Below are 13925 nucleotides of genomic sequence, written 5' to 3'. Positions count from 1 at the left end.
CAGCTCGTTTTCATACGGAAAGCCCCCTCTCGCCAAACCGGTGAAAGGGGGCTCGAGATGCGGGAGGTGGTCGATCACCAGAAGACCTGAGACCTCGCGCAGAACCAGCTACGAGCGGCGAATGACCTCGGTGATGAGGGCGGCGACGTCCTCGACCTGGCACTCATTGACATTCTCCGGAACGTCGTCGGCCGTCTTGGCAAACGCCGGGAGCTCCGACGTGCCCATGCCGATGAGCGTCACGGCCCTGAGGGAGCGCCTCATGAGGGGCGTCGCCTCAGTGTCGGCCCACGGGCGTGCCATCTTAGTGAGGCCGATGTGCAGGTCGTCGGCAACGGAGGACAACAGGGCCGTCAGGCGACGGTCGCCGCGACGGGGGTTGCCAAAGCCCTCTCGGGTGAGGGCGGTCAGGGCACCGGCACCCACGCACTCGAGGTTGAAGACGAAGGCGCCGCGCAGGGACTTCTTGTTCTCGTCCACAAACTGGCGGATGCCCGCGTGACCAAGCTCGGAGGCACCGGTTGCCACGAACCAGATGTCATGCGAGCGCAGGGCCGCGTCGTCCATGGAAAGCACGGCGTCGCGAAGGTCCTCGTCATCGGGGCCGTCGCCGTCCCTCAACTCAACGGAGCGGGCAGCGCCACCCTTCCAGCCGCCGTGCGGGGCATTGCGGTCGTCATCGTCGAAGTGGTCCCACGAGCCGATATTCTCGCCGGAGTCCTTCGCGTTGTAGTCCTCGTCGACACCCAGCCACTCGGACATGGACTCCTGCTGCTCGCGGTGCTTCTTGCCAAACAGGCCACGCAGGCGTTTCTCCTTCGTGTGGGAGAGGGCCTCGTCCTGCATGTTAACGGGAGCGTCCAGAACCTGGATGTCGTCCGCCTGGGCAGACTCGGGAACCGAGGTGGGATACGGGTTGGCATAGCGCGAGACGTCGTTGGAATCGTCGATCCTCACGGGAGCCGGGCTTGCGGGGTAGACGTTTCCGGCGTCGGCGAGGCGCTGCGCCGTCTGGGACTCGGAGGCCTGGGCCCGCTGGGCGGGGACGGGAGGCGCGGAGAGCGAATCAGTTCCGTCGGACAGGGGATCGGGCAGGTCGAACAGGGCGGCACGGCGGGCAACGCTCGAGACGTTCGAGCGCCTCGCGGCCGCGGGAACCTCGGACGGGAGTTGGCTCGTGGGCTCCGCCTCCTCGGCCGTGCGCTGCTCCTCGGGAGCCTCCTGCGCGGTGACCTGCCGGGCGGTCTCCTCCGCCGGGACATAGTCGTCCTCGGCAGCCGGAATCTGAGCGGCGTCGGCAGGCGCGGGCTCGGCGGGGCCGTCCTCGGACTCGGGAGCCTGCGGGGCGCGCTCGACGCGGGCATGCGGCACGTAGGTGCTCTTTCCCCACTCGGGGTCGTCCACCTTGGAGGGCGCGGGGCGCTCGGAGCGCTCCGCAGAGGCAGCCTGCTCGGCGTCCTCGTCGGCCATCGTCGTGATGCCGGAGTGGTCCGTCTCCACCGTGGGACCCTCGTCGGTGCGCTGACCGTTCTCGAGGTGGGCAAGACGCTCGGACAGGCCCAGGCGCTCGGCCACGCTGAACACACGGTTCTTCATGGAGTGGCCAAACTCGGCCACAGAGGAGGCGGCGTTGGTGAGCGCACCCGTGACGCCCGCAGCAACCTCGCCCGGGGTCGGCTCGGAGGCCTCCACGCGCTCGCGCACCGGCAGGGGCTGCAGGGCATGCGTGGTCTCGCTGTCACCGTCGTCCTCGAAGACCGGCTCGAGGGAGGAGGTTGCGTCGGAATCGGAATCGCTGTCAGGCGCGACAGCCTGCAGCGTGTTGCCGTTGTCATCCCCATCGTCAGGCGCAGGAATCTGGCCCGCCGCCGAGGGTGTGGGTTCATACATAGCATTAGTGGCGTCGGGGTCGTCCTGGACAACCTTGGCCAGGACAGCCTGGGTGGAAACCCGCGCGGCCGTGTCCCCGCTGGATACGGGCTCGGCCACGGGAACCATCCTCACCTCGGGCTCGATGTAGGTGATCTCGCACGAGGCCGGAATGATCTCGAAATCGCGCAGGACGCGCTCTCCGTGGCGCACACCCACGACCTTCTCCACCTCGCGACGCATGGCCGGCTTCTTGGGCGTCTCGGTCGTGGGAACGGGTGTGACGATGGAGTCGTGGACCTCCTGCGGCTCGTCATCGGCCGGCTTGGAGGAGGCGAGCGTCTCGGGCGCGGAACCGTTGGGGCACACGTGGTCGAGCACGCCCAGCATGGCCGCCACGGAGGACTTGTTATCCACGGCGCCGCTCGTGTACGGGGCAAAGCGACCGACGATGAGCGACACGCCCCAGGCAAGCAGCGGAAGCGCGGCGATGATGCCAACGACCCAGAGGGTACGGCGGAAGGGGGCCGGCAGGAAGAGCAGAATCTGGATGAACGCGCAAACGGTGTCGACGATGACGCAGTACGGGGCCGCGGTGGCAATCATCTTCTTGGCGGCGGCAATCTCAGGACGGGAGAGGAGGTCGACACGGGGCGTGTCATAGTGGGCCAGGATGACGATGGGACGGTTCCTGGAAGCGTCCTCGCCCTCGGCCTTGTGGAAGGCCACCACGTTCTGGCTGTGCGCGCGGGGACCAAACCGCCCCAGCACGTCCTTGCCACCATACGTCATGGCAAGCAGGGCAATGGCAGCGGCGCAGAGCACCAGCCCCAGCGCGAGGGTCGCGGTGCCGTCCAGACCGATGAGCACCATTCCCACAAACAGCACGGTCATCACGACACCGGCCGGCAGAGTCCCCAGCGACGACACGGAGAACTCCTGCACCTGCGGGTCGAGCCCATGGGACGAGAAAATGCCCGCCAGGGACTGGGCGCAGTCGAGCTCTTCCTGGCTGCTGGCAGGAGCGATGCCGACCTCGGTGTTGAGGTAATCGAGGTAGTCTTTCGTTGTGCCCATCCGTTCACCTTCCGAATAGCGGCAAGGCCGCTACCTGCATTCGTTTCTGAAGAGTATACGTCCACCTGCCAACTTCCGCGAACGGCCCGCCAGAGCCATGCAGATGGTCACATCTGCACGACATCGCCTATTTGGCATTTTGGGATACGCGTGCGGAGCGGCGGCCTGTCTCCGTGGTGTGGGAGTGAGGGGGCTTGCTGACTGGTTATGGGCGTGGCGCGCCCGACGGTTACCCTGCCCCTGCCGACCTCTCGGAACGGCCCCTCTCGGAAAGCCGCATAATCATTCTGCGAAGACCATGCCGAACGGGGAGGTGCGATGGCGGACAGGCTCGGGGGCGACGGCGCAAAGGCCAAGAGCGCGGGCACCGCACGAGGGACAAGGCCCTCCCGCAACCAGGTGCAGTGCCGCATCCTGCTCGACCTCATGAACGGAAAGCACATCTCCTCCGAGGCCATCCGCCAGCGCTACTACCAAGACCTCTCCACCTCCTCGTTCCACAAGACGTTCCAGCGCGACCGGGCCGCGCTGGAGGCGGAGGGCATCCACATGGTCGAGCGGACCCACGGGCTCGCGAAGACCTGGACGCTCGATGCCAAGAGGACGCTCGCGGACATGACGTCGGTCTCCGCCGAGGATGCCCGAGTCGTTGCCGAGCTGCTCCGCCTGGCCGCGGGCGACCAGTCCGTTCCCCACCACGGCACCCTGGGCGAGGCTGTGGCACGCATCGGCCTGGGCAGCTGCGCGGGACACATGCAGGAGAGCCAGGGTTCACGCGGGCCAAGTCCGACGCTTGCCAACATCCTCGAGGGAATCGGGCGCAGAAAGCCTGTCTCCGTCACCTACCAAAGCCTTGCCGACGACAAGCCAGTGACGCGGGCCATGTGCGTCTGGGGGCTCTTCTCCATCGGGGACGCGACCTACGCCGTTGGGCCCAGGACAAAGGCGGGTGCCGAGCCGGCCATGCGCACCTACAACCTCTCGAGGGCCACGTCCGCCGAGGTGCTTGGCAGAGAGCCCTCGTACGAGATACCCGAGGACTTCCGGGTCTCGGACTGGCGCCTGCTGCCGTTCGAGATCGGAGCCGGCCACGTACCGGCCACCTTCCACGTTCCCCAGCAGGCCCTCTCCGGGTTTCTCCAGCTGGCGCGGTGCAGAGGCACCGTGACGGCCGACGCGGATGGCGACTCCCGCTGGGAGATTGTCGCTCGCGATGTGAAAGGCTGTGCACGATGGGCAATCGCCGCGGGCATCTATCCACTTGCCCCCGCATCCCTGGTTGAGGTGTGGGAGTCGCTGCTCGAGGTGACCCAGCCATGAGCTCACGTGACGCGCGCGGCACCCGCGGACGGCCACGTGCCGCAGGCCTTGGCGAGGACATAGCGGCCCTCTGCGTGCTCGCGCGCGAAGGGTCGACGACAAGCGAGACGGACCTGGCTGCCCTGCTCGACATCAGCGAGCGTCGGGCCCAGGAAACGCTCAGGACCATCTCGACGGAGACGGTGGTGTCCTCGCGTGCCGACGACGTGCTCGGCCCCATCGTCCCGCTCTGCAACGTGGGGGAGAACGGCCAGGTCACGCGCGTCGACGCGCCGGGCCATGCCCGCATGCGGCAGCTCAGGCTCACTCCCGCCCAGGCCGATGCCGCCTCGGCGACGCTCGACCGGCTGGGCATCGCCCCAACCTCCGAGTTGCGCAAATCGCTCGAGGCCGCCTTCTTCCCGAAGCTCGCCCAGGAAGACCGGGGCGTACGGAAAGATACGGCAGGCAGGGATGCCGCGGCCACGGGCGCGCCGCAAGCACCAAGCGCGGGCGGCACGCTCGAGACCTGTGCCCGCGCAATCGTGCGCGGCACGAGGACCCGCCCGGACGCGCACGACGTCCGCGGCCCCGTCCTGAGCTTTGGCTACCGTGGCGCGAACGACCCCATGACCAGGACGAGGCGGGTCGTGGCCCTGCGCCTGCGCGTCCACGAGGGCGAGGTCATGCTCGATGCCTACGACCTCGACGCGCGCGGCGAGCGCACCTTCCGCGTGGGCCAGATGGAGCACCCCGCGCTTGGGGAGGCCTGCCACACCGTTCCCGTCGGCAGTGAGGGCAAGACCAGCGAGCGCGTGGTACGCGTCGCCTGTCGAGGGCGCGCCACGGACAAGGTCCTCGGCTGGGAGGGCGTTCACATCCTCTCCCGCGGCAAGGGCACCACCGTCGTCGAGGTCCCCTACTTTCGCGGGGACTGGCTTCCGCGCCAGCTGCTCTCGCTCGGCGGTCTCGTCACCATCGATGATGAGGGACTTCTCCGGGAGATGCGCGCCATCGCGCGGGAGGACCTTGATCGGGCACGGGCAATCAGGGACGCCCGGGCCGTCGGCCAACGCGAGACGGACGCCCAGGCCGCCGAACAACGCGAGACGAACGCCCCGGCTGCCGGCCAACGCGAGACGAACGCCCCGGCCGCCGCTCGGCAAGAAACGTCCACCCGACGCTAGACGCTCACCGCCAGGCTCGCGCCCTATCTCCCCTCGTGGCCCTTCCGCCAGGCCGCGAGATAGCGGCCGACCGTGTCGGTTCCCAGGGTGGAGATGCTCGTGCTTGGCAGCGACCTCAGGAAGACCTTGCCGTACCCCTTCGAGGTAAGCCGCGAGTCCGCGAGCACGAGCACGCCCGTGTCGCTCGACGTCCTGATGAGCCGTCCCGCCGCCTGCTTCACGGCCAACACGGCCTCTGGCAGGCTCCAGCGACGCCACGCCTGGCGGTCCCTCGCCGAGCGCTCCTGCACGAGTGGGTCGCGCGGGCTCGCGAAGGGGAGCTTGGGAATGACCACGCAGCGCAGCGTCTCGCCCGCGGCGTCAAACCCCTCCCAGAACGACTTGAGCGCCATGAGCGAGAGCTCACGCTCACCCACGAAGCGCTCGCGCAGGCGGCGGGCAGACGATCCGCGCTCCTGCATGGCCACCTCCAGGCCCGCGGCGGCAAGCCTCGGCTCGAGTGCCGCAAACACAAGCTCCATCTCGCGCCTGTTGGTGAACAGCGTGAGCACCGAGCCTCCCATGGCCACGTGCACGTCATAGAGCAGGTCCTCGAGTCGCTCGAGGTAGCCCGGCTCGCGCGGGTCGGGAATGTCCTTGGCCACGACGACCGACATGTTCTCGTCAAAGTCGTAGCAGGAGGGAAGAGAGAGCTCGCGCCACGCCGCCTCGGAGAGCAGCGCCAGGCCCGTCGCCTCGTCAAAGTGCGCGAAGCTCCCGCCCACCGTCATCGTCGCCGAGCAGAAGGTGACGCTTCGTATTTCCGGGTACCACCTGTTGGCGAGCTCGGCGCCAACGTCGAGCTTCTCGGCCACGAGCCTCTCGGTACCGATGCGGCGCTTGGCACGCGAGACCTCGGCGGAGCACACGTACGAGTCATCCTCGCCGCCAACGATCACACGGCTCGCCTTGGCCATGTCTCCAATCTGGCGGGACACGTCGGCAAGGTCAGCGGGGAGGCCCTCGATGGCCTTCTCGCACACCTCCTGCGCCGCGTCGAGGTCATGCTTGCAGGCATCGAGCTTCTCGATGAGCGTGGCACCGACCGTGCAGACGCGCCTCCATTGGTCCGTGGAACGGGCCTCGGGGCCAAGCCACACCGTCATCGTGTCGTAGCCGCCCCCTCCGCGAGCGATCTCCGCGAGCGTGCGCACCTCGTCAAAGAAGTCGGCCGAGGCGATGCTTGCCCGCTGGGCCGTGGAGGCCGCCTTCGCGAGCAGCCCCAGCGCGGGCGTCGCTCCCTCGCGGCCGGCCGCGAGCGTCGAGAACGCATGGATGACGCCCGACTGCGTGCCACCTATGGCCTCGAACGTGGCGTGGGCGCGCTCGGCCGAGAGCTCCAGCGCCCACTGCCGGCGCGCCTCCGCCTCGAACGAGTGGGCCTCGTCCACCACCCAGTTGCGGATGGGCGGCAGGATGCGTCCGTCGGCGTCGACGTTGCGCAGGAGCAGCGAGTGGTTCGTGACCACCACATCCGCGGCCCCGGCGCGACGCCTGGCCCCGTGCAGCAGGCACAGGTTGGGAAAGAACGGGCACCGCGAGCGCTGGCACTCGTTGGAGCTCACCGTGAGCATCCGCCGCGGCACGCTGGCCCAGCGAATCCCCAGCGCGTCGAGGTCGCCCTCGACGGACTGGCTCACGTAGGCGTACGTCGTGGCTATCGCCGTGAGCATGTCCGACGCGATGGTCGCCTCGGAGCGGCCGTTGACGCGCGCCTCGTCGACGGGAAGGTCTACCTGCGCAGCACGGTTCAGCCGCCTCAAGCAGGGATAGTGGTCGTAGCCCTTGAGGCAGGCGTAAGTCACGCCGCCGGGAAGCGCCTTCGCAAGCGCCGGCAGCTCGTGGCTCACGAGCTGGTCGGTCAGCGCGTTCGTCTTGGTGGCGACGCCGCAGGTGATGCCGTTGGCCTTGGCATAGAGCGCAAGCGGCAGCAGGTAGGCGACGGACTTGCCCACGCCCGTGCCCGCCTCGATGGCACACATCGACGAGCTCGCGAGCGCCTGGCGCACCTGCTCGGCCATCTCGGCCTGCTGGGGACGCGGCTCGTACTCGCCGTACATCTTGGAGACCACGCCACCGGGCGCAAAGGCCTCGCGCACCTCGTCCGCCGAGGGCGAGCGGGGAGCGCCGTCCATCTCCTCCACGTCCGGACGCATCGTCACGCGGCGGCTGCCGACGAGGTCCCTCCGCACGCCAATGAGAGAGAAGGGCACGCCGGGGTTGGCCATGGCGAGGTGAGAGAGGATGGGGCGATAGGCCCACTCAACCTCGGGATGCATGTTCGCGAGGTGCTCGAGCAGGCCCGCCGGCAGGTCGGAGAGGCCGCAGAGGATGATGCGCCACATGCCGGCAAGTGCCTCGACGTCGTCCATCGCGCGGTGCGAGACGCCCGAGCAGCCAAAGGCGTCGGCCATGTCCTGGAGGCGGTGGGTCGAGAGCCTGGGCAGCGCGATTCGCGAGAGGGCCAGGGTGTCCACCCACAGGTCGCTCACCTCACGCCCGCCGGGCACGCGTTCGATGAACGTCCGGTCGAACGTGGCGTTGTGGGCAAGCACGGGCGCCCCGCCCACGAACTCGGCCAGCTGCGCCACGGCGTCCTCCGGCGATGGCGCGCCTGCGACGTCTGCGTCGCTGATGTGCGTGAGCGCGACGATGTTCTCGGGGATGGGCATGCCGGGGTTCACGAAGGTGCGGAACCGGTCCGTCACCGTGCGGCCACTCAGGCGCGCGGCGGCAATCTCGGTCAGCTGGCAGTGCGAGAACGACAGGCCCGTCGTCTCGGTGTCGAGGACGATGACATCATCCTCAAGCAGGCCAAACTCCTCAGTCTTCGCCCGCTCGGCGAGCCTCCCGTACCTCTCGGCCACCGACTCCGGCGTGTCCGACAGAAGAATGTCCTCTAGCACGTGCCTTCCCCTTCGCTCTTCCCGGTCTTGCGGTTCCGTTCCCCCACCTGCCTATGCCACGCCGTTCTCGCCGGCCGCGTCGGCATCCTCGTCGGCACCCTTCGGCTCCGACCCGCGAGCCCCGCGCTCGAGCGCAAGCTCCACGAGCCTCCGGCACAGCTCCGAGAAGCCCATGCCGGCGCGGCGGGCGGCATCCGGCATGAGGGAGCTTGCCGTCATGCCCGGCACCACGTTCGTCTCCAGCATGTAGGGCGTGCCGTCGTCCGTCACGATAAAGTCGCTGCGCGAGGCACCCGAGCACCCAAGCGCCTGGTGCGCGCGGCACGCCAGCTCCTGCGCACGGGTCACCGTCGTCTGCGGCAGCTCCGGCGGAATCACGTGGTGCTTTGCCGGGTCCTCGTACTTCGACGCGAGGTCGTAGAACCCAGCATCGTAGCGAATCTCCACCGCGGGCAGGGCGTCGGGATGGTCGTTGCCAAAGACGGGAACCGTGATCTCCGTGCCCGAAACCGCCTGCTCCACCAGCACGCGCCTGCCAAAGTGAAACGCCTCCGTCACGGCGGCGGGCAGCTGGTCGGCCTGCGTCACGCGCGTGATGCCATAGCTCGAACCGTTGGAGACGGGCTTCACGAACACGGGCAGGCCCAGGGCCTCGACAACCACGTCCACCTGCAGGGACTCGTCGGCATAGAGCACGATGTCCTTGGGCGTCGGGATGCCGTGCTCGCGATAGATGTCCTTGGCCTTGGCCTTGTCGGACGCGATGGCACTCGCGAGCACGCCGGAGAATGTGTAGGGAATGCCCAGCAGCTCAAGGAATCCCTGCACGCAGCCGTCCTCGCCATAACGCCCGTGGAGCGCCACGAAGGCGACGTCGTAACCGCCGTCGGCGATGGCACGCACAAAGTCTGGGGAGGCCACGTCCAGCACGTCTACCTGCGAGAATCCCGCTTGCTTGAGCGCCTCTGCGCACTCCTTGCCGCTTGCGAGCGACACCTCGCGCTCGTCCGACCACCCTCCGCAGAGCAGGGCCACCTTGCTCATGGTCACGTCGTCCATGATGGATACCTCCCAGGCTGTGGTTTGGCTCACGTACGCCACGCCAAGCCTGCGATACACTTGTTGCATCTGTGCCTTCGCATCCGTGACGGCACGGTCACATCAGTGTTCTCACGCCAGAAAGGCAGCGGCATGCTATCACATGATACCGAGTCGTCCCCGTCCTCGCTTGACCTGCGCTCGCTCTCCCACGAGGAACTCCTCGCCCTCGTGACCGAGCTTGGCTGGCCATCGTTCAGGGCCAAGCAGGTCGAGGACTGGTTGTGGAAGCACCACGTCTCATCCTTTGACGAGATGAGCAACGTTCCGGCGGCGCTTCGCAAGCAGCTCGCCGAGCGCGGCACCCTTGGCGGAGTCTCTGAGGTCGCGCGACAGGTGTCCAACGACGGTAGCCGCAAGTACCTCGTCGAGTACGCGGACGGCACGCGTGCCGAGTGCGTCGGCATGCCCACGCGCAACCGCCTCGCCGTCTGCGTCTCCACCCAAGCGGGGTGCCGCATGGGCTGCGTATTCTGCGCCACCGGCATGGGCGGTTTCTCGCGCTCTCTCACGGCCACCGAGATGTTTGACCAGGTCACGCACGTTGCCGACGACTTCCAGACGCGTGTCTCGAGCGTCGTCATGATGGGCCAGGGCGAGCCGTTCAACAACTACGACAACGTGCTCGCCGCGCTGCGCATGCTCAACTCCCCCAACGGAGCCGGCATCGGCGCCCGCCATCTCACGGTCTCTACCTGCGGCATCGTTCCCATGATCCGCCGCTTTGCCAAGGAGCCCGAGCAGTTCACGCTCGCCGTCTCGCTGCACTCCGCCGTCCAGGCCACACGCAACCAGCTCATGCCTGGCGTGCGCAAGTACTCTCTCGGCCGCCTTCACGAGGTCATGGAGAAGTACGTCGAGAAGACCGGACGCAGGCCCACGTACGAGTACGCCCTCATCGGCGGCGTGAATGACAACGCCAACGAGCTCGATGCCCTCTGCGACTTCACGCGCGGCACCCTCGCGCACGTGAACCTCATCCAGCTCAACGACCTCGAGGGCTCCAAGCTCAAGCCCTCCACCACCGAGAAGGCCGAGCTTTTCGTTCGTGCGCTTGCCTCCGTTGGCGTTGAGGCCACGATTCGCAACTCGCGTGGCGCGGACATCGATGCGGCCTGCGGCCAGCTTTCGCAGAAGCACAAGTAGGAGAGGACTTGTCATGGGTCTTCGCCTTGGCTTGCCAAAGCTCTGGTAACTGCTCGTTTCTCAGACGCTCGCATAGGCTACACACGACAGGGGAGGCTGCGGTTCTTCGCCGTAGCCTCCCCTTTTTCGCTTCGATCCGTTGTTTCTTGTCTGTTCAGCAGACTACAAACATGTGTTCGCTAGTATCCTGCGTCCTTCCATTGCTGACGAACCCATGCGCGGTTCTGCTCGTCATCAATCTCCGATTCCTCAACCCCACCAGTCATATAGAGGTTGATGAGATGGTTGAGCAATCCACCCATGGCCCCAGCCGCTTGCTTCACACTCGTTCTGGCTCTCTCGTTCAGTAGTCCGCTCCAGGTAAAGCTGATTGCCCCGGCTAGGAAAGCAGCGCTCAGCGCGACTCTCCTTATTCGTCCCATTCGGCATCACCTTCTTGATGATCAACCGGTTGAATCTGCTCAAGGATTCGAGCAAGCTCTTCCTCATCCTTGAACTCGATCTCAATCTTGTTCTTACCCCGGACCTGCTTGACCTTCACGTTCGTATCGAGCATCTGTCTAAGCTGACGCGCGGCACGCTTGTAGGTTTGCGGTGTCGGCACACGCGGCCTTGGCGCTTCCTTCTCGACAGAAAACAACGGAGCAAGGTTTTCTGTCTGGCGCACCGTCAAATTATCCTTGACAACCTTCTGAGCAAGTTCCACCCTGCCTTCCTCGGTAGGCACGGCAAGGATGGCTCGAGCATGGCCTGCCGTCAGAAGACCCTGCTCAATCATCTCCTGGACCACCGTCGGCAGGTCCATGAGCCTCAGGGTATTCGCTATCGCAGAGCGAGACTTGGAGAGAATCTTGGCTAAGCCCTCCTGGGTCAGGCCCTGAGAATCGATGAGCTGACGGTACCCCTTGGCTTCTTCCATCGGACTCAAATCAGAACGTTGAAGATTCTCGATGAGGGCGAGCTGGAAGACTTCCTTGTCGTCGATGTCTCGAACGACGGCAGGTATCTCCTTTAGCCCAGCAAGCTTGCTAGCCTGATACCTTCGCTCACCTGCGACAATCTGGTACTTGCCGCCAATCTTGCGAACGAGGATTGGCTGCAGAACGCCATTCTGCCTGATAGAGTCAGCAAGCTCCTGAAGTGCCGTCTCGTCAAAGTTTTTACGAGGCTGATTGGGGTTTCGAGTAATCTTGCTAATCTCAATCGTTGCCTCAGGCTCGCTGCCCGTCTCGGCTGTTGCTTCACTAATCAGTGCGTCAAGTCCACGGCCTAGTCCGCCCTTCTTAACCACGACGAATCACTTCCCTCGCAAGATTTCTATATGCAATCGCTCCCTTGTTCATTCCGGCATACATGGCAATGGGTAAACCATGACTCGGAGCCTCAGAGACTTTGACGCTTCGAGGTATGACTGTCTTGAAGACCTTGTTGCCGAAGTACTTACGAACCTCCTCGACAACCTGGTTTGAAAGCGTTGTTCTCTTGTCAAACATGGTCATAAGAACGCCGTAAACCTCGAGCTCACGATTAATGCTGGCCTTGACGAGCTTCATCGACTCAAGAAGTTTGGTTACTCCCTCAAGCGCATAGTACTCGCACTGAATCGGGATAAGGAGACCATCGGCAGCAGCAAGTGCATTGATGGTCAGAAGCCCCAGAGAAGGGGGGCAATCAATGAATACGTAGTCAAACTCGTCCCTTATGGACTCAATCATCGTCTTGAGAATGCTCTCTCGGGCAATCTTCGAGACAAGCTCGATTTCAGCACCAGCAAGTTGAATCGTCGCAGGGACAACAAAGACCTTCTTCTCCGGAGTTGCTACGATAAGGTTCTCGATTGGGTAGCCATCCATAAGAGCATCGTAAATATCGTGCTCAAGGCTATCCTTGTCTATGCCGTAACCACTCGTCGTGTTACCCTGAGGATCAAAGTCAACGACAAGGCACTTTTTATTCTCTTCTCCTAAAGCTGCAGAGAGATTTACTGCAGTTGTCGACTTACCAACTCCACCTTTCTGGTTGATAATCGCCAGAACTCGTGACTTCTTACTTGGTTTGCCCCTTTTTACATCCTTAAAGCTCATATAACTCCCCTTGACGCGCTGTTTCACATGAAATACGTTAATTCTATGCCTCTTAATAGTAGTTTAGAAATCGTTGTTTCACGTGAAACATGTCAGATATTCGATAAAGGGTTCCTTTTAGCTTCTCCTGTCTTTCGAGGTAGCTTTACTTCTGAAGCAGCTACTTTCCTGTAAATATAGAACTCTCGATGACCATAATCAGCAGGCAATTCATATGTTTCACGTGAAACAAGTTGCAAGCCACAGATATTTGCGGTTGAAACAGCATTATCTAGCTCATCACCACTGGGATTACCCTTTCCACAGATTAAAAACCCTCCTTTTGAAAGAAAAGGCGTCGCGTATTCAATAAGGACATCTAAAGAAGAAAGCGCACGAGCCACAACAAAGTTGAAACTATGAGTGTTACCTATGGCAAAGTCCTCAAGCCGTGAATGAACACAGCTGATTCGATTCGAAAGACCAAGAGAATCAACAAACTCAGAGCATGCTGCGACTTTCTTTCCAACAGAATCGAGAAGAGTTACCTCATATGGACGAGTACAAGCCAATGGAATACCTGGGAAACCACCACCGGTACCCATATCAAGCAAAGTCGAAGCCCTTTTGGACTCACATAGCTTATCTAAGGGCTTCAAGAACAATAGTGAGTCGAGAATATGAAGTACGAGAGCATCATAGGGCTCTCGAATGCTCGTAAGATTAAGAATGCGATTTTTCTCCAACATGAGTTTCAAATCGGTCAAAAGAAGATTGATCTGATCTGCCGTAAGAGAAAGCTCGAATTCATCGGACCATTCAGATAACTTGGCAGCAAACATCTTTTCATTAAAAGTGACCGACTCAAGTTCAGTATTTGTGGACTTAGACATCTAAACTCCCTTGGACAATCGACAAGACAATCATACGGGAATTCTGTAAGTGAGTCTGCGAAATGAACTGAACACTGAAATCGTACTCAGTAAGAACAGGTGTACTAGTGAAGAAACTGACAGGAGATAAGGTGAACAAATTACATTGCACCAAGAATCGATAGGTAGCAACAGAAATCATAACGAAAATCATCAGATGAAATCTCGTTGAGGATTGATAAGAGGATTGTCAGCGATTGACTGTCGTAGAAATTTACAGCATGAAATTAGTACAGGTGAGAACAGGTTGTATTTTGAAGAATGAACAAGACAAAAACTGAGTCCCGAGTCCCGAGTCCCGAGTCCCGA

General features: G+C 63.1%; 10 protein-coding genes. 3 read left to right on the top strand and 7 right to left on the bottom strand.

Features of this window, described 5'->3' with window-relative positions:
- Positions 1 to 108: 108 nt before the first annotated feature.
- On the bottom strand, positions 109 to 2946 hold the full coding sequence (locus EFAMC1_RS04425) for a hypothetical protein (protein ID WP_154053112.1): 2838 nt from the start codon (positions 2944 to 2946) through the stop codon (positions 109 to 111).
- 318 nt (positions 2947 to 3264) lie between these two features.
- Between EFAMC1_RS04425 and EFAMC1_RS04420 the strand changes: the two genes are divergently transcribed.
- Positions 3265 to 4266: a helix-turn-helix transcriptional regulator gene (locus EFAMC1_RS04420; RefSeq protein ID WP_154053111.1), complete on the top strand. Its 1002-nt coding sequence runs from the start codon at positions 3265 to 3267 to the stop codon at positions 4264 to 4266.
- Positions 4263 to 5432, top strand: coding sequence for a WYL domain-containing protein (locus tag EFAMC1_RS04415; protein ID WP_154053110.1), 1170 nt, complete (start codon positions 4263 to 4265; stop codon positions 5430 to 5432). The genes EFAMC1_RS04420 and EFAMC1_RS04415 overlap by 4 nt, the downstream gene beginning before the upstream one ends.
- A 23-nt stretch (positions 5433 to 5455) precedes the next feature.
- Here the strand turns inward: EFAMC1_RS04415 and EFAMC1_RS04410 are convergent, their stop codons facing one another.
- Both EFAMC1_RS04410 and EFAMC1_RS04405 read right to left on the bottom strand, forming a co-directional pair.
- Complete coding sequence (locus EFAMC1_RS04410) at positions 5456 to 8377, bottom strand: helicase C-terminal domain-containing protein (protein ID WP_154053109.1); 2922 nt, start codon at positions 8375 to 8377, stop codon at positions 5456 to 5458.
- Positions 8378 to 8428: 51 nt separating this feature from the next.
- Positions 8429 to 9436, bottom strand: coding sequence for a D-alanine--D-alanine ligase (locus EFAMC1_RS04405; RefSeq protein ID WP_154053108.1), 1008 nt, complete (start codon positions 9434 to 9436; stop codon positions 8429 to 8431).
- Positions 9437 to 9568: 132 nt separating this feature from the next.
- On the opposite strand from EFAMC1_RS04405, the gene rlmN reads away from it, so the two are divergent.
- Positions 9569 to 10621: a 23S rRNA (adenine(2503)-C(2))-methyltransferase RlmN gene (gene rlmN / locus EFAMC1_RS04400; protein ID WP_154053107.1), complete on the top strand. Its 1053-nt coding sequence runs from the start codon at positions 9569 to 9571 to the stop codon at positions 10619 to 10621.
- Positions 10622 to 10800: 179 nt separating this feature from the next.
- Here the strand turns inward: rlmN and EFAMC1_RS04395 are convergent, their stop codons facing one another.
- From EFAMC1_RS04395 to rsmG, 4 genes are all read right to left on the bottom strand, one after another.
- Entirely contained in the window at positions 10801 to 11043 is a 243-nt protein-coding gene (locus EFAMC1_RS04395) for a hypothetical protein (RefSeq protein WP_154053106.1), read from the bottom strand.
- Complete coding sequence (locus EFAMC1_RS04390; protein WP_261981766.1) at positions 11031 to 11912, bottom strand: ParB/RepB/Spo0J family partition protein; 882 nt, start codon at positions 11910 to 11912, stop codon at positions 11031 to 11033. The genes EFAMC1_RS04395 and EFAMC1_RS04390 overlap by 13 nt, the downstream gene beginning before the upstream one ends.
- Complete coding sequence (locus EFAMC1_RS04385; RefSeq protein WP_154053105.1) at positions 11905 to 12705, bottom strand: ParA family protein; 801 nt, start codon at positions 12703 to 12705, stop codon at positions 11905 to 11907. Before EFAMC1_RS04385 ends, EFAMC1_RS04390 begins: the two co-directional genes overlap by 8 nt.
- 92 nt (positions 12706 to 12797) lie before the next feature.
- Positions 12798 to 13577 (bottom strand): 16S rRNA (guanine(527)-N(7))-methyltransferase RsmG, encoded by a 780-nt coding sequence (rsmG, locus tag EFAMC1_RS04380; RefSeq protein ID WP_154053104.1) that lies wholly within the window; start codon positions 13575 to 13577, stop codon positions 12798 to 12800.
- Positions 13578 to 13925: the final 348 nt, after the last annotated feature.

The sequence above is a fragment of the Olsenella uli genome (assembly GCF_901212675.1).
GTDB classification, from domain to species: Bacteria; Actinomycetota; Coriobacteriia; order Coriobacteriales; family Atopobiaceae; genus Parolsenella; species Parolsenella uli_B.
Note: the sequence above shows the minus strand (reverse complement) of the source record. Positions and strands in the feature narration are given on the sequence as shown.

Coding starts and splice junctions, on each gene's coding strand:
- EFAMC1_RS04425 (WP_154053112.1), bottom strand. CDS start 2,946: ATGGGCACAACGAAAGACTACCTCGATTACCTCAACACCGAGGTCGGC.
- EFAMC1_RS04420 (WP_154053111.1), top strand. CDS start 3,265: ATGGCGGACAGGCTCGGGGGCGACGGCGCAAAGGCCAAGAGCGCGGGC.
- EFAMC1_RS04415 (WP_154053110.1), top strand. CDS start 4,263: ATGAGCTCACGTGACGCGCGCGGCACCCGCGGACGGCCACGTGCCGCA.
- EFAMC1_RS04405 (WP_154053108.1), bottom strand. CDS start 9,436: ATGGACGACGTGACCATGAGCAAGGTGGCCCTGCTCTGCGGAGGGTGG.
- rlmN (WP_154053107.1), top strand. CDS start 9,569: ATGCTATCACATGATACCGAGTCGTCCCCGTCCTCGCTTGACCTGCGC.
- EFAMC1_RS04395 (WP_154053106.1), bottom strand. CDS start 11,043: ATGGGACGAATAAGGAGAGTCGCGCTGAGCGCTGCTTTCCTAGCCGGG.
- EFAMC1_RS04385 (WP_154053105.1), bottom strand. CDS start 12,705: ATGAGCTTTAAGGATGTAAAAAGGGGCAAACCAAGTAAGAAGTCACGA.
- rsmG (WP_154053104.1), bottom strand. CDS start 13,577: ATGTCTAAGTCCACAAATACTGAACTTGAGTCGGTCACTTTTAATGAA.